We start from the raw sequence: 15,230 nt of genomic DNA on the forward strand, positions 1-15,230 counted from the left end.
CTCATGTAACGAATCCGACCGGACGATGTGGAGACTCCGGATGGCGAATCATGTCGCGAATGAGCGCGAGCACCTTGGCTATTCCTGCCATTCCGGTTGCCCGAGCTTAAACGCAAAATCCCAGGAAACTAGCCAAAACGCTGCTGCAGGAAGTCCAGCATCAGCCGCACGCGGTGCGGCAGATAGCGGCGGCTGGGGTAGAGCAGGTGCAGTTCCTGCGCGCTGCCTTGCCAGTCGCGCAGCACGCGCCGCAGCTTGCGCTGCGCGAGCAGGTCTTGCACCAGCCATTCCGGGCACAGGCCGATGCCGCCGCCGGCGGCAAGGGTGTCGCGGATGGCAAGGGCGTTGTTGACGCGGTAGCGGCCATGGGTGGCGACGGTGACGCTGCGCGTGCCGTCCGTCAGCTCCAGCGCGTCGCCGCTGCTGGCCCAGGCGAAGCGGATATATTCATGCGCGGCCAGGTCTTGCGGCGCTTGCGGCGTGCCATGCGCCTTCAGGTAGGAGGGTGCGGCCACCAGCAGCCGCGGCGAGGCGCCGATGCGGCGCGCCACCACATTGGGCGGCAGCTCGCCGCCCAGGCGTACGGCGATATCGACGCCCTCCTCCACCATATCCACCATGCGGTCGTTCAGGATCAGCTCCACCTCGATGCCGGGGTATTGCCGCAGGAATTCCTGCACAAAGCCGTTAAGGCGGAACTGCCCCAGCGCGACGGGCGCGTTGATGCGCAGCAGGCCGCTGGCGGCGGCGCTCTCGCCGCGCACGTCGGCCACTGCGTCGGCATATTCTTCCAGCACGCCGCGCGCGCGTTCGTAAAAACGGCGGCCGGGCACGGTGGGAGACAGGCTGGCCGTGCTGCGTTCCAGCAGGCGCACGCCGAGATCTTCCTCCAGGGCGGCGACGATCTTGCTGATATTGGACTGCGTGGTGTGCTGCTCGCGCGCGACGGCGGACAGGCTGCCCAATTCGACGGCGCGCACAAAACACTGGAGGGAGCGTAGGGTGTCCATAGTTATTCCATTTTGGACTTAACTATAGTCTATTTTCCAGTCTAGCAGTCCATACTGGAATACACGACCATGACTCCACCTTATTCGAGATGGAGAACACCATGAAACGCCTGCTCTTTCCACTGGCCGCGCTGCTGGCCGCCGCCACCGTCCACGCACAGGAATGGCGCACCACCTGGTATGCCGCGCCGATGCCGTCCTGGGGCGCCGAATTCGCCTTGCCGACCATGCTGCCCGCCGCGCTGGAGGGGCAGACCGTGCGCGAGACTTTGCGCACCAGCGTGGGCGGGGAGCAGGTGCGCGTCACCTGGTCGAACCGCTACGGCAAGACGCCGCTCGTCATCGGCGAGGCGCGGCTGGCGGCGACCCAGGAGCACGGCACGCAGCCAGCTTCCTTCCGGCAAAGCGGCAGCGGCGTGGCGCTCACCTTCGCCGGCCAGCGCAGCGTCAGCATCGCACCCGGGCGGTCCGCCACCAGCGACGCAGTCCGCCTGCCGGTAGCTGCGAGGCAGCGCCTGACGGTCTCCACCTGGTTGCCGCAACACACGCCCCTGGCCACCTTCCACTGGGGCGCGCAGCAGACTGCGTTCACCGTGGGCGGCAACCATGTCGCCGCAGCCAGCCTGTCCGGAGCACAAGCATTGACAGGACGCGCCTTCCTGAGCGCCGTGCAAGTTCGCGGCCCGGCGCAGCGCACGCTTGTAGCCTTAGGCGACTCCATCACCGACGGCAACGGCTCCACGCCCGACCGCAACCGGCGCTGGCCCGACCAGTTGGCCGACCAGGCCGAAGGCGTCGTCGTCCTCAATGCCGGCATTTCCGGCGCGCGTCTGCTGTCCAATGGTATGGGCGAGAAAGCCATCGCCCGCTTCGAACACGACGTGCTGGCGCAGCCCGGTGTCGACACGGTGATCGTCATGCTGGGGATTAACGATATCGGGTGGCCCGGCAGCGCGTTCGCGCCGCAGGAACCACCGGCCACGGCCAGCGCCATGATCGCCGGCTACCGCGCCCTGATCGCGGCAGCCCGTGCGCGCCAGGTCCGGATTGTTGGCGGCACCCTGCTCCCGTTCGAAGGCGCCCTGCACGGCACGCCCTTCGCCGGCTACCATTCCGCCGCCAAGGACCGCGTGCGCCACGAGGTGAACCAATGGATACGCAACAGCGGAGAGTTCGACGCCGTGATCGACTTCGACCAGCACCTGCGCGACCCGGCCCACCCGGCCCGCCTGCTGCCCGCCTACGACTCCGGCGACCACCTGCACCCAAGCGACGCCGGTTACGCCGAAATGGCACGCGCCGCAGCCTTAATCACCAAGCAAACGTGACATGCCCTTGGCGAGACTGAGGCGGGAGGTGGCGCTGGGATGGCTGGCGAAAAGGGAGGCCCCGGCCTCGTCGGCGGCAAGCTTGCGGTAGAAGCGCAGGGAGGCGTCGCTGGGCCAGCCGGCGCGGTGCGCGATCAGGATGCCCAACTGGTCGGCCTCGCGCTCTTGGATAGCCGTCAGGCGCGACAGGCGAAACTGCAGCGGGATGTCGGACGCCAGCCGTTCCTCCACCACGTCCAGCGGCAAGTCGCGCCGGCTGTCCAGCAGCGCTTCGGACAGCGTCTCGCGCGCGTGTTCCGCAACTGCATGGGCGATTTCATGCGCCAGCAGGAAGGCCAGTTCGCCGTCGTCCAGCGCCAGCCGGGCAATGAAGGCACGCCCCAGCAGCAGCTTGCCGCCGGCCCGGCTTTCGGCCTCCACCGCCGGATCGTCGGTGAGGCGCACTTCCCACGGCCAGGCCGCAGCATCCGGTTTGAGCACGACGGCAGCGCGCACCAGGCTATCGGTGATGCGCTTGACCCGCGCCAGCAATACCCGGTCGCGATCCAGCCGGCCCGCCGCCGCCTGCACCACGGTCAGCTCGATAAAGCTGTCCTCCGAGCGCAGCCCCACCTCCTCCGCAGAGAAGCGCAGCTCCTGCCAGCGCCCCGAATCAGGCACCTGCGCCGCAGCTTGCGCAGCCATCGCCATCCATGCAAGCAGCAAGCAGCGCATACACGCCTCCGATTAGCATAAACGATTTATACCAATTTAGGCGACGAGCGAGCCAGGTGCAAGACAAGCCGCGCTCTGCTAGACTGCGCGCATGCAAAAATATCAACACTATGTTTTCGCCATGCTGCTCGCCTGTGCAGCGGCTGGCACAGGGGCCCAGGAGGCGACGCCGAGCGTCGAGGTTCAGGGCGTGAAGAACCCGGATATGCGCTCCTATCGCGCCGTCGTGGCCGGACTGGAGGCTTTCGAGAAGCATCGCGCGCTGGCGCCGGCCGTGCCGGAACTGCGCTTCCGCCTCGCGCCCCGCAGCAGCGCGAGCGTGGAACAGGACGCGGCCAACGCCGCCGCCGAGGAACCGCTCTACCTGCGCATCGTCGGCAACGGCGACCCGATCCCGGTGCCGATCGCGGCGGACGGCACCTTCAGCGTGCCGCGCGTGCAGTCGGCTATCGACGACGACGCCGACCTGATACTGAACCGCAAGAAAGGCGTGCTGAAAGGCCGCCCCGAAGTGCGCACACCCGGCCTGCCGGACAACGTGCGCCGCCTGGGCGACCTGCGCCTGGAGTGCCAGGTGATGGTCGCCATCGCCAAAAAAGAGGTCGGCCTGATGCTGACGCTCTTCGTCAACACGGTGGCGATGACCAGCAACTGGTGCGACATCAGCGTCGACAAAAAGAAGATCAACTTCACCTTCGCCAGCCTGCGCATGATCGATGGCGCGGAAATGGTCGACGGTGAGCGCCGCAAGACGCTCGAAACGGGGGATTTCGGTTTCCAGGTCCCGCTCGGGGAAGTGGAATGGTCGGACAACGCGCGCATCGAACTGCGCTACGCGCCCGAACTCACGGCCGACGAGAAGGCCAACCCATGGCTGCAAGCCCTGTTCGTCAGCGGTTCAATCAACGAGCGCGATCAGCGCAGCCTGCTGCGCAAGCTGGAAGACGGCATCTACGTCGCGGAGCTGGAGCTGGAAAAAGGCACGCATTCGCTGAAGGCCGGCACGCGCGGGCTGCATGCGATCAATCTCGGCACAGCGAACGAGGGAGAAAAGCGCCAACTGGCGCAAGATGTGGCCGCGCCGCTGGTCCAACGCGGCAAGAGCCTGAAACTGAAGGTCGAGCATGCCGGCCGCTATGCCGTCACGCTCGATGCCCGCGATAAGCAGGCGCCGACGCTACGCGTGGCACGCCTGCCCTAAGGCTTTTACTGCGCGTCGCAGGACTTCCTGCAGGCGAAGAAGTCGGCGCGGCAGTTGTACCAGTTGCCACCGGCTTCCACGCACTCGTCGAGTTCGACGGAGCACGCTTCGTAGCACTCAGGCGTGCCGGCGGCGTAGGCGCCGGCGGCCAGGCCGGCCGCGAACAGGAACATGGCAAGCTTCTTGATCATCGCATTCCTCCAAAAATTATCAGTTAGTTTGAGTTTTTAGTGCTTCTTCAATCACCTTCGGGATGAAGCCGTTGATGCGGCGGTCGCCAATCAGCAGCATTGGCACGCCACTGCCGCCAAAATTCTTGAACTCCTGCTGCGCCGGACCGGGCTTGCTGACGTCCAGGTCGACATAGGCGATCTTGTTCTGCTTGAAGTACTCGCGCGCCTTGGCGCAGAACGGGCAGGTCTCGGTACCGTACAACACCACCTTCGACTTGTGCTGCGTGTAGTAGGCGCTGTAGTCGCCCTGCACATAGTCCTTCTTGAACATGGCTGGCACTTTCGCCACGCCGACGCCAACACCCAGGCCCGCGGCCAGGATCAGGGCATACATGCCCAGGGTTTTCACATGCTTGATCATCGTACCTTTGCTCATATGGATACTCGACAAATGAATAACGAACGCCGCAGCCAACGTTAATGGAAGAGTCCAGCTTGCTCAAGCTGAAAGATGTACGCATGTGCAATGTTGCAACACTATTAATATGCTAGGCATAAAAAACGGCGCCGCAGCGCCGTTTTTCAAAGTGGCCTGGTTTAGCCGTTGTTGACCACCAGGCGCGGCTCGTCGCCAAAGCGCGCCTTGATTGACGCAGCGATACCGGCGGCGTCCAGGCCCACCAGCGCCAGCAGCTTGGCCGGGTCGCCATGGTCGATGAACTTGTCCGGCAGGCCCAGCATCTGGATCGGCTTGCAGATGCCTTCCGCCGACAGCGCTTCCGCCACGGCGGCGCCGGCGCCGCCCATGATGCAGCCCTCTTCCACCGTAACCAGGTAATCGTGCTCGGCAGCCAGCTGCTTGACCAGTTCCACGTCCAGCGGCTTCACATAGCGCATATTCGCCACGGTGGCGTTCAGCAGGTCGGCCGCGCCCATGCAAGGCGCCACCATCGAGCCGAAAGCCAGGATGGCGATCTTCTGGCCCTTGCGGCGGATCTCGCCTTTGCCGATCGGCAGCGACGTCAGCTCCTGCTGGATGGCCGCGCCGATGCCCGCGCCGCGCGGATAGCGCACGGCAGCCGGGCCGGGGTAATGGTAGGCCGTGGTCAGCATCTGGCGGCATTCGTTCTCGTCGGACGGCGCCATCACCACCATGTTCGGGATGCAGCGCAGGTAGGCCAGGTCGTAATTGCCGGCGTGGGTCGCGCCGTCGGCGCCCACCAGGCCCGCGCGGTCCAGCGCGAAGGTCACGTCCAGGTCTTGCAGCGCCACGTCGTGGATCAGCTGGTCATAGGCGCGCTGCAGGAAGGTCGAGTAAATCGCCACCACCGGCTTCAAGCCTTCGCAGGCCAGGCCGGCGCCAAAGGTCACCGAGTGCTGCTCGGCGATGCCGACGTCGAAGTAGCGCTCCGGGTACTCCTTATCGAAGCGCACCATGCCCGAGCCCTCGCGCATGGCGGGCGTGATGCCGACCAGGCGCTTGTCGGCCTTGGCCATATCGCACAGCCAGTCGCCGAATACTTCGGTATAGGTTTTCTTGGACGGCGCCAGCGCCGGCTTGATGCCTTCCGCCGGGTTGAACTTGGGCGTGCCGTGGTACAGGATAGGCTCGGCCTCGGCCAGCTTGTAGCCCTGGCCCTTGCGCGTCACCACGTGCAGGAACTGCGGGCCTTTCAGCTGCTTGATGTTCTGCAGGGTCGGGATCAGCGAATCCAGGTCGTGGCCGTCGATCGGGCCGATGTAGTTGAAGCCCAGCTCCTCGAACATGGTGGCCGGGACCACCATGCCCTTGGCATGTTCTTCCAGGCGCTTGGCCACTTCCAGCAGCGGCGCCGGCAGCACCGACTTGGCCACGTTTTTGGACGCGGCGTAGAACTGGCCCGACATCAGGCGCGCCAGGTAGCGGTTCAGCGCGCCGACCGGCGGCGAAATCGACATATCGTTGTCGTTCAGGATCACCAGCAGGTTGCAGTCCTTCTCCACCCCGGCGTTGTTGAGCGCCTCGAACGCCATGCCGGCGGTCATGGAGCCGTCGCCGATCACGGCGATGGAATGACGGTGCTCGCCCTTGATCTTGGCGCCCATGGCCATGCCCAGCGCAGCGGAGATCGAGGTCGACGAGTGCGCGGTGCCGAAGGTGTCGTACTCCGATTCCACGCGGCGCGGGAAGCCGGAAATGCCGTCGAACTGGCGCAGCGTATGGAACTTGTCGCGGCGCCCGGTCAGGATCTTGTGCGAATAGGTCTGGTGGCCCACGTCCCACACGATGCGGTCTTGCGGCGTGTTGAAGACATAGTGCAGCGCGACGGTCAGCTCCACCGTGCCCAGGTTGGACGACAGGTGGCCGCCGGTCTTGGACACGGAGTCGAGCAGGAAGGAGCGCAGCTCCTCGGCCAGCGGGGTCAGTTGGTGGCGCGGCAGCTTGCGCAGGTCGGCCGGGTTGTTGATGGTGTCAAGCAGTTTCATTTTAAGCTTTCCTCTGCACGATCAGGTCCGCGAGTTCACGCAGGCGCAGAGCTTGTTCTCCGAACGGCGCCAGCGCAGCATGCGCATCCTGCCGCAGTTTTTCCGCCAGGGCGATCGACGGTTCCAGGCCCAGGATGGAGACATAGGTGGGCTTGTTATCCGCCGCATCCTTGCCCGCCGTCTTGCCCAAGGTGGCCGAATCGGCCGTGGCGTCCAGCACATCGTCCACCACCTGGAAGGCCAGGCCGATGGCGCGCGAGTACGCGTGCAGCGCCGCCAGCTCGGCTTGCGTCAACTCCTTGCCCGCCAGCGCGCCCAGCACGACAGAGGCGCGCAGCAGCGCGCCGGTCTTCAACTGGTGCATGCGCTCCAGCTGTTCCAGCGTCAGGCTCAGGCCCACGCTATCCAGGTCGATCGCCTGGCCGCCGCACATGCCGGCCGAACCGGCGGCATCGGCCAGCAGGCGCAGCATGCCCACCAGGCGCTGCGGCGGCACCGAATCGACGCCGGCCAGCACGCCGAAGGCCTGCGCTTGCAGCGCATCGCCCACCAGCAGCGCGGTCGCTTCATCGAAGGCCACATGCACGGTGGGTTTGCCGCGGCGCAGTTCATCGTCGTCCATGCAAGGCATGTCGTCGTGCACCAGGGAATAGGCGTGGATCATTTCCAAGGCGGCGGCGGCGCGGCTCAGGGCCGCCGCGTCGGCGCCGGTCAGCGCGCCGGCGGCATGCACCAGCAGCGGGCGCACGCGCTTGCCGCCATCGAGGACGGCGTAGCGCATGGCGGCGTGCAGCTTGGCCGGCACCACGTCCCCGGCCGGCAGGTAGGACGACAAATCCTGCTCCATGCCGGCCTGGACGGTTTTCATCCAATCCTGGAACGGTGCGGTCATTGGGCTGCCTCCTCGCCTTCGGCGAAAGGCTTGAGCATATCGCCTTCCAGCACTTTGACCTGGGCTTCAACCTTGTCCAGCTGGCCGGCGCAGAACTTCACCAATTCGGAGCCGCGCGCATAGGCAGCGACCGAGGCTTCCAGCGGCAACTGGCCGGCTTCCATCTGGGTGACCAGCTGGGCCAGTTCGGCCATGGCTTCCTCGAAGGTGGCGGGCGCATTCATTTTCTTTGGCATGGCATATAACTTTAATATAGCCCGCTATTTTAGAGCAAAGTCCTGTTGCCGGTCTAAAAACGGCACTCTAATGCGGCGAAAATCGTTGCAAATCATGCCATCCCGCGCCGCCGGGCGCTGGCGCGCGACCGGCCCAAGAGAGTTCAGCGAAGATAGTCCATTTCACGCTATAATCTCTGGTTCTGTCCGAAATACCGTTTTTATTATCTGAATTCAGGTCTTTGCGGATCTTTCTCTTCTTGGTTTGATATTTAATTAAGGGGGGTTTGGATGTCCGATCTGGGTAGCCACGCCAAGCTGGCGCGTTCCAACGCGCAACTTCCGGTCCACGTCTATTTTGACGAAACGCTGCTGCAGCGTGAAATGCAGGAACTGTTCAAGAAGGGACCGCGCTACGTCGGCCATGAGCTGATGGTGCCCAACGTTGGCGACTTTGCCACGCTGGCGGCCGAGAAGGAAGGCCGCATGCTGGTGCGCAACGCCAATGGCATTGAACTGTTGTCCAACGTCTGCCGTCACCGCCAGGCGCTCATGTTCAATGGCCGCGGCAATACCGAGACCATTGTCTGCCCGCTGCACCGCTGGACCTACGACCTGAAGGGCGAGCTGATTGGCGCGCCGCACTTCCCGGACACCCCGTGCCTGAACCTGCCCAAAGTCCAGTTGCAAAACTGGAACGGCCTGCTGTTCGAGCAAAACGGCTACAACGTGATGGAGAAGCTGGGCACCCTGTCGGTGACCAAGGACCTCGATTTCACCGGCTATATGCTGGACCACGTGGAAGTGCACCAGTGCGACTACAACTGGAAGACCTTTATCGAGGTCTACCTGGAGGATTACCACGTCGAGCCCTTCCACCCGGGCCTGGGCAGCTTCGTCACCTGCGACGACCTGCGCTGGGAATTCGGCCAGGACTACAGCGTGCAGACCGTGGGCGTGAACCGCGGCCTGAAGAAATCCGGCTCCGACACCTACCAGAAGTGGCACGAGCAGCTGCTCAAGTTCCGCAACGGCGAGCCGCCCAAGCACGGCGCCATCTGGCTCACCCTGTACCCGAACATCATGGTCGAGTGGTACCCGCACGTGCTGGTGGTCTCGACCCTGTGGCCGGAAGGGCCGAACCGCACCCGCAACGTGGTGGAGTTCTACTATCCCGAGGAAATCGTGCTGTTCGAACGCGAATTCATCGAAGCCGAGCGCGCAGCCTATATGGAAACCTGCGTCGAGGACGATGAAATCGGCGCCCGCATGGACGCCGGCCGCAAGATCCTGCTCGAGCGGGGCGAAAACGACGCCGGCCCTTATCAATCACCGATGGAAGATGGCATGCAGCACTTCCATGAATGGTACCGGAGCAAACTGGACGTCTAAATGCAATCACTCTGGATGCTACTTGCCAGTTTCCTGTTCGCCGCCATGGGCGTGTGCGTGAAGCTGGCCTCCGACCTCTATAGCACTTCAGAGATTGTGATGTACCGCGGGATTATCGGCCTGCTGATCCTTGGCACCATGATCCGCCTGCAAGGCGGATCATTCAAGACCACGATGCCCTTCGCCCACCTGTGGCGCTGCGTGGTCGGCGTGGCCTCGCTCTGGCTGTGGTACTACACCATCGCCGCCCTGCCCCTGGCCACGGCCATGACCCTGAACTACCTGTCGCCGATCTGGATCGCACTCTGGCTGTTCGGCCACGGCTGGTGGCACCGCAAGAACCACGTCGAATGGCCGCTGATCCTGGCCATCGGCTTCAGCTTCGTCGGCGTCACCTGCCTGCTGCAGCCGGCCTTCCACGCCAACCAGCTCACGCCCGCCCTGGTGGCGCTCGGCTCCTCCGTACTGACCGCCATGGCCTATATGCAGGTGCGCAAACTGGGCCTGGCCCGCGAGCCGGAATCGCGCGTGGTGTTCTACTTCGCCGGCATGAACTTCGTGGCCGGCTTTGGCGGCCACGTGGCCGGCTCCGGTTGGCACTGGACCCCGCTCGACAGCGGCTACGGCGCCCTGCTCCTGCTCGGCACCGGCCTGTGCGCCACCGCCGCCCAGGTCGCCATGACGCGCGCCTACCGCGTCGGCAAGACGCTGGTGGTGGCCAACCTGCAGTACAGCGGCATAGTGTTCTCCAGCGCCTGGGGCGTGCTGCTGTTCGCCGATAGTTTCGACTGGCTGAGCTGGCTGGGCATGGGCATTATCGTGCTGTCCGGCGTCGCCGCCACCTTCTACAATACCCGCAACACGGAGCGCGGCAAGGCCATCGCCAACACCGACCCGATTGCCAGCGAAGTCTGAGGAGCCCCATGCACACCACCCTGATCGACGCCACCACCCTGGCACAGCACCTGACCGACCCGGACTGGGTCATCCTCGACTGCCGCCACGACCTGCTGAACCCGGATTTCGGCCGCCACGTCTTTGCCGAAGGTCACATACAGAACGCGCAATTCGCCAATATCGACAGCGACCTGTCCGGTCCCAAGAGCGGGGCCGATGGCGTGTTCCGTGGCCGCCACCCGCTGCCCGAGCGCGCGCGCCTGGTGGAAACCCTGCGCGCCTGGGGCATCAGCGAGGGCACGCAAGTCGTCGCCTACGACGCCCACGGCGGCATGTACGCCGCCCGCCTGTGGTGGCTGCTGCGCTGGATCGGCCATGATGCCGTCGCAGTGCTCGACGGCGGCCTGGCCGCCTGGAGCGCCGCCGGCCAGCCCCTGGTCACCCCAGTCGCCGCACGCCCGCGCGGCGACATCGCGGAAAAGCCGGCCCTGGTGCGCACCGTGAACGTGGCCGACCTCGTGCAAAACCTCGCCAGCGCCCGCTACCAGGTGGTGGACGCCCGCGCCAACGACCGCTTCCGCGGCGAGAACGAAACGATCGACCCGGTAGGCGGCCACATTCCCGGCGCCCGCAACCGCTTCTTCAAAGACAACCTGCAAGCCGACGGCCGTTTCAAAGATGCCGCCACGCTCCAGCAGGAGCTGGCCCCCATCGTCGGCGCGCCGGGCCAGGCCGTGATGCAATGCGGCTCCGGCGTCACCGCCTGCCACAACCTGCTGGCCCTGGAAGTGGCCGGCATGGGCGGCGCTGCCCTGTATCCCGGCTCCTGGTCCGAATGGTGCGCCGACCGCACCCGCCCCATCGCCACCGGCCCCGCCTGACTGGCAGGCACCCGGCCCTAGTCGCCGCCTCCGCCGCAGCTGCTGCCGCAACTACTGCCGCTGTCGCAGCTGGAGGAGCTACTGCTGCAGTCGAGTGAGCTGCCGCAGCCGGAACCGCAACTGCTGCCGCTGCTATTGGCTTGCTGGCGCACCCGCTCTTCGAATTCGGCATACTGGACGGCGCTGATCAGGCCGGCGCCCAGCAGGCCGGCAGCGGCCAGCTGCGGCGGGCAGGCGATGGCGGGGTCGAAGCGGCCCGCCGCATCCAGCTGGCTGTAGCCGGGCCGGCCATGCTGCACGCTGTAGCCGAAACCGAACGGCATTTTCACCTTCTTGTCGAGCAGGAAGAGCGACGGCAGGCGCGGACCTTCCGGCGCCAGCCCTGCCGCCTCGCGCGCCCGCACCAGGCACACGGCCAGCGCATCGTCCAGGCTCCCGCCCATGGCCGCGCCTTCCACATGCGGCACCACGCGGCCAAAATGCTTGCGGCAGAACACCTCGAGCTTGAGCGGCGCGAGCCGCAGCCAGGCGTGCCACACCGAATCAGCCGCCTTCGAAGGCAAGGCGCAGGGCTCGCTGCCCTGGGCGGCGCACTCGAAGAAGTCCAGCAGGCCGATCGCCGCGCGGGCAAAAAAAACGGCATCCGTCGGGATGCCGTGGTATTCGTTGCGGGCGCTGCTTTTCCAGTAATCGTATAGGCTCGGTGGCAGTTCCTTTAGGGCCTTGCCGTGGCGCGAACTTTGCATCAGGTGTTGCGCGTACCATGTATTCAGCATTGTCCAGATCATGATCCCAGCCTAGAGAAAGATTGTGACAAGTGTATGACAACGTGGCGCGCTTGCCGCACCAAGCGCCAATCCGTTGGAAATTTTGTCGGGAAAGTGTGACTATAAGCTTGAGAGCCCTTCTGGGATAAGGAGCTTTGTCGCGAGGGCAACTATATGACGAACAGAACAGAGCTGGCGGCTGCGGATTTTGCTGCGCAGGACGTGATCCAGATTGCCATGCGCATCAATATCGAGGTGGGCAGCATCCACGCCTGGGTTTTCCTGAAAAAGAACGGTTTCCGGGACGAGGAGATCGCCAAGCTCCTGCGCCACACGCCGACGCTGCGTCTGGTCCACTAAGCCTACTTCCTGATGCCGGCCTCTTTGCGGGCGCGCTCGAACGAAGGCGTCCACAGCGGGTGGCCCTTCTCACCCTGGTTCAGGTCAAATGATTTGTCGAGCTTGAAGGCTTTGACGAAATGCTGGCGGCACAGCGTGCTGCGGCTGGTGACGCAATAGCTGAAGGCCGTGTACTTCAGCGCTTCGACTTGCACCGCCGTTTCGGCCTTGGCCAGCTCCGGCGCCGTCGTCAACAGCTTGATGGCGCCGTTGAAATTACCGGCCTTATACAGGTCGATGCCGGCGTTCAGCGCCTTGCGCGCAGGCGGCAGTTCCGGCGCGGCGACCGGCACCGGTGCCGCTGCCGGTTTGGCGGCGGCAGGCGCCGGCTCTTTCGCTGCTGCGCTTACCGGCGCCTCTTGCTGCGCTTGCGGGTTCATTGTTTCGCAACCGGCGAGCAGCAGCAGGACGAGGGGGGCTAACAGGTAGATCTTGTTTGTCATTATCCGAAATCGTGCTTGATCGTCACGGGCTTCCTGGCGTCGATCGTGATCTTTCGCACATGGGGTGGGAAGTTGGGGTTCTCCAGGCGGACTTCATGTTCGCCCAGGGGCAGCGTGATTTTTTTCAGGGGCGGTGTGATGCCCTTCTGTACGCCGTCCACATAGATTGTAGCCCAGGGCTGAACGGCGATGGTGAGGTTGCCGCTGGTCGGGGCGGCGGGTGCTTCCTGGGCGGCGGCGTCCGGGACCGCGCCGGCGGCGGCACTGGCGACCGGGTTGGCGTTGACCGGCGTGGCCAGCGCTTCGCTCGCGGCGGCGCTGGCGCCCGCGGCGATGGCGGCTGCCACCGAAGCTTCATTGGCGGACTGGCTGGCCGGGCTATCCTCCACGCCGGCCGATTCCGCCACGGCCGGGGTGACCGGGGTGACCGGGCTGCCATCGGCGAACCAGAAGGCGCCCGCGACGACCAGCAGCAGCGCGGCGACGCCGGCGCCGATCATTTTGTTGCTGCCTGCGCCGGCAGGACGGGACGGCGGCGCGGCCTTGGCGCTGCTCTGCCCTGGCTTGGCGACCGGTTTTGCCCCCGGTTTGCCGCTGTCCGAGGCCGGCTTGCTGCGGCTCGGACGCCTGGCGGGCGCAGCGGCTTCGGTGGCCGCCGCGGGAACAGCCGCCGGCACATGAGCAGCGTCGCGCGCCTTCTGCTCGCCGGCTGGCGCGGCAGCGGCCTGCGGTGCGGCAGTTGGCGCGGCATTGCCCGCCGGCGCGCGGCTGGCAGACGGCGCCTGGCTAGCCGGCGCATCCTGCAGGCCAAGCAGCGCCGCGAACTCCGCGATCGATTGCGGACGCACTTCCGGCCGCACCGCCATGCCGCGATCAATCGCATCCAGGAACTGGTTGCTGTAGCCGGCACGCCCTGCGATCGCCAGCGGCTCGATCGGATCGTTCAGCATGCGCGCCACCGCAGCCGGCGGCGCCTTGCCCGTAATGGCCGCATACATCACCGCCGACAAGGAATAGATATCGGTCCAGGGGCCCTGCCGCATCGACTCGTCGTCCGCGTATTGCTCCACCGGCGCAAAGCCGGGCTTCAGGATCACGGTCAGCGACTGCGCCATGTCCTGCACGATCTGGCGCGCCGCGCCGAAATCGAGCAGCACCGGCTGGCCGTCGGGCTGGATCATGATGTTCTCGGGCGAGACGTCGCGATGCAGGATATTGGCCGCATACAGCGCCTCCAGCGCCCCCAGCACCGGCTGCAGCAGGCGCTTCAGCCAAGCCTCGTTTACCAGCTCCGGATTATCGCGGCACACCGCCTTGAAGGTGCGCCCCTCGTAATAGCGCATGGCCATATACGCCGTGCCATGCGCCTCCCAAAAGCGGTACACCTTCACCAGCGCCGGATGGTCGAACTGCGCCAGCAGTCGCGCCTCATTGATAAAGCTGCGCAGGCCCGCGCCGAAGGCCTCCGCGTGGCGCTTGGAACGCACCGACACCGTATGGTCGGAGGCACGCGCCGCCAGCGCCGCCGGCATGTATTCCTTCACCGCCACCGTGCGCTGCAGCGAATGGTCGAAGGCGAGGTAGACGATGCCGAAGCCGCCCTCCCCGATCACCTCGCGGATCTCGAACTCGCCCAGGCGCGTGCCGATGGGCAGGCAGTTCGGTAATTCGGCCGGCTTGTTCATGGCGCCTCGCCGATAAAGATGGCCTGCGCCGAGAAATTGTCGCGCGCCTTGTGCACCAGGCCGGAACGCTCGTCGGCCACGGCGCAGATTGCGTCCAGCCACTGCTGCGCACTGCCCGACTGCGCCAGCAGCATTTCCATTTGCGGCTCCGCCACCCACTCCCACAGGCCGTCGGTGCAGATCAGGATCGCATCGCCCGCCTGCAGCGCCAGCGGCGGCTGCACCGCAGGCAATACCTCATTGTCGGTGCCGATGGCCGCGTACAGCACGTTGCGCTTGGGATGGCTACGCGGATCGGCGCCCGCCGCCAGGCCGGCATCGATCATCTGCTGCACCATGCTGTGGTCGCGCGTGGCCTGCAGCAGGCGGCCATTGCGGAACAGGTAGATGCGCGTGTCGCCCATATGCGCCCACGTCGCCTGGCCGCCGGCGCGGTCCACCAGCGCCAGCGCCACGGTGGCGCTCATGCCCTGCAGGGCCGGGCGCTGCTTCTTGCTGCGCGCCACCGCGATGGCCGCTTCCGCCACCATGGCCGGCGTGGCGTCGGCGCTGAAGCCCGGCTTCTCGCTGAAGTTGGAGAGCACCGACTGCACCACCGTGCGCGCCGCCACCTCACCGCCTTCATGCCCGCCAGCGCCGTCCGACACGACGAAACAGGCCAACTCGCCGCGTTCGGCGCGGCCGATCGCATCCTGATTGGAAGAACGGCCGCCGACAGAGCTGACCTCCGCCACGTTTAGCGCCAGGCGCTGGAACAGGTCCGCCAT

17 protein-coding genes are annotated in these 15,230 nt (G+C 65.6%); 6 read left to right on the top strand and 11 right to left on the bottom strand.

Annotated elements, in window-relative coordinates; all coding sequences use genetic code 11:
• Window positions 1-128 precede the first annotated feature (128 nt).
• The gene (locus tag GTP41_RS15625) at window positions 129-1,010 is read right to left on the bottom strand and encodes a LysR family transcriptional regulator (RefSeq protein ID WP_161026500.1); all 882 of its coding nucleotides are present in this window, start codon (window positions 1,008-1,010) and stop codon (window positions 129-131) included.
• A gap of 101 nt (window positions 1,011-1,111) precedes the next feature.
• Between GTP41_RS15625 and GTP41_RS15630 the strand changes: the two genes are divergently transcribed.
• On the top strand, window positions 1,112-2,338 hold the full coding sequence (locus GTP41_RS15630; RefSeq protein WP_229502903.1) for an SGNH/GDSL hydrolase family protein: 1,227 nt from the start codon (window positions 1,112-1,114) through the stop codon (window positions 2,336-2,338).
• Here GTP41_RS15630 and GTP41_RS15635 read toward each other — a convergent pair.
• Entirely contained in the window at window positions 2,318-3,052 is a 735-nt protein-coding gene (locus tag GTP41_RS15635) for a M48 family metalloprotease (protein ID WP_161026502.1), read from the bottom strand. The genes GTP41_RS15630 and GTP41_RS15635 overlap by 21 nt on opposite strands.
• A gap of 91 nt (window positions 3,053-3,143) precedes the next feature.
• Here GTP41_RS15635 and GTP41_RS15640 point away from each other — a divergent pair, with 91 nt between their 5' ends.
• A complete protein-coding gene (locus GTP41_RS15640) occupies window positions 3,144-4,253 on the top strand; it encodes a hypothetical protein (protein WP_161026503.1) in 1,110 nt (369 codons plus the stop codon).
• 5 nt (window positions 4,254-4,258) lie between these two features.
• On the opposite strand, the gene GTP41_RS15645 is transcribed toward GTP41_RS15640, so the two are convergent.
• The 5 genes from GTP41_RS15645 to GTP41_RS15665 all read right to left on the bottom strand — a co-directional run bounded on the left by GTP41_RS15645 (window position 4,259) and on the right by GTP41_RS15665 (window position 8,020).
• A complete protein-coding gene (locus GTP41_RS15645) occupies window positions 4,259-4,444 on the bottom strand; it encodes a hypothetical protein (RefSeq protein ID WP_161026504.1) in 186 nt (61 codons plus the stop codon).
• 19 nt (window positions 4,445-4,463) lie between these two features.
• Window positions 4,464-4,862: a glutaredoxin family protein gene (locus GTP41_RS15650; protein WP_229502904.1), complete on the bottom strand. Its 399-nt coding sequence runs from the start codon at window positions 4,860-4,862 to the stop codon at window positions 4,464-4,466.
• Between the two features lie 161 nt (window positions 4,863-5,023).
• The gene (gene dxs / locus GTP41_RS15655; protein ID WP_161026505.1) at window positions 5,024-6,892 is read right to left on the bottom strand and encodes a 1-deoxy-D-xylulose-5-phosphate synthase; all 1,869 of its coding nucleotides are present in this window, start codon (window positions 6,890-6,892) and stop codon (window positions 5,024-5,026) included.
• A 1-nt stretch (window position 6,893) separates the two neighbouring features.
• On the bottom strand, window positions 6,894-7,784 hold the full coding sequence (locus GTP41_RS15660; RefSeq protein ID WP_161026506.1) for a polyprenyl synthetase family protein: 891 nt from the start codon (window positions 7,782-7,784) through the stop codon (window positions 6,894-6,896).
• Window positions 7,781-8,020, bottom strand: coding sequence for an exodeoxyribonuclease VII small subunit (locus GTP41_RS15665; RefSeq protein WP_161026507.1), 240 nt, complete (start codon window positions 8,018-8,020; stop codon window positions 7,781-7,783). The genes GTP41_RS15660 and GTP41_RS15665 overlap by 4 nt, the downstream gene beginning before the upstream one ends.
• A gap of 270 nt (window positions 8,021-8,290) precedes the next feature.
• Here GTP41_RS15665 and GTP41_RS15670 point away from each other — a divergent pair, with 270 nt between their 5' ends.
• From GTP41_RS15670 to GTP41_RS15680, 3 genes are read left to right on the top strand one after another with little or no spacing between them, the layout of a single operon-like run.
• Window positions 8,291-9,391, top strand: a complete 1,101-nt coding sequence (locus GTP41_RS15670; RefSeq protein WP_161026508.1) for an aromatic ring-hydroxylating oxygenase subunit alpha — start codon at window positions 8,291-8,293, stop codon at window positions 9,389-9,391.
• Window positions 9,392-10,306: a DMT family transporter gene (locus GTP41_RS15675; protein WP_161026509.1), complete on the top strand. Its 915-nt coding sequence runs from the start codon at window positions 9,392-9,394 to the stop codon at window positions 10,304-10,306. It begins immediately after the preceding gene.
• A gap of 8 nt (window positions 10,307-10,314) precedes the next feature.
• On the top strand, window positions 10,315-11,169 hold the full coding sequence (locus GTP41_RS15680) for a sulfurtransferase (RefSeq protein WP_161026510.1): 855 nt from the start codon (window positions 10,315-10,317) through the stop codon (window positions 11,167-11,169).
• Window positions 11,170-11,186: 17 nt separating this feature from the next.
• Here GTP41_RS15680 and GTP41_RS15685 read toward each other — a convergent pair whose 3' ends face one another.
• A complete protein-coding gene (locus GTP41_RS15685; RefSeq protein WP_161026511.1) occupies window positions 11,187-11,945 on the bottom strand; it encodes a UCP032817 domain-containing protein in 759 nt (252 codons plus the stop codon).
• 165 nt (window positions 11,946-12,110) lie between these two features.
• Here GTP41_RS15685 and GTP41_RS15690 point away from each other — a divergent pair, with 165 nt between their 5' ends.
• On the top strand, window positions 12,111-12,296 hold the full coding sequence (locus tag GTP41_RS15690; RefSeq protein ID WP_161026512.1) for a hypothetical protein: 186 nt from the start codon (window positions 12,111-12,113) through the stop codon (window positions 12,294-12,296).
• A gap of 2 nt (window positions 12,297-12,298) precedes the next feature.
• Here the strand turns inward: GTP41_RS15690 and GTP41_RS15695 are convergent, their stop codons facing one another.
• The 3 genes from GTP41_RS15695 to GTP41_RS15705 are packed head-to-tail and all read right to left on the bottom strand — an operon-like array spanning window position 12,299 to window position 15,230.
• Complete coding sequence (locus GTP41_RS15695; RefSeq protein ID WP_161026513.1) at window positions 12,299-12,778, bottom strand: TssQ family T6SS-associated lipoprotein; 480 nt, start codon at window positions 12,776-12,778, stop codon at window positions 12,299-12,301.
• A complete protein-coding gene (locus GTP41_RS15700; protein ID WP_161026514.1) occupies window positions 12,778-14,463 on the bottom strand; it encodes a serine/threonine-protein kinase in 1,686 nt (561 codons plus the stop codon). The genes GTP41_RS15695 and GTP41_RS15700 overlap by 1 nt, the downstream gene beginning before the upstream one ends.
• The gene (locus GTP41_RS15705) at window positions 14,460-15,230 is read right to left on the bottom strand and encodes a PP2C family protein-serine/threonine phosphatase (protein ID WP_161026515.1); all 771 of its coding nucleotides are present in this window, start codon (window positions 15,228-15,230) and stop codon (window positions 14,460-14,462) included. The genes GTP41_RS15700 and GTP41_RS15705 overlap by 4 nt, the downstream gene beginning before the upstream one ends.

It is taken from the genome of Pseudoduganella guangdongensis (assembly GCF_009857475.1).
Classification (GTDB): domain Bacteria; phylum Pseudomonadota; class Gammaproteobacteria; order Burkholderiales; family Burkholderiaceae_D; genus Rugamonas; species Rugamonas guangdongensis.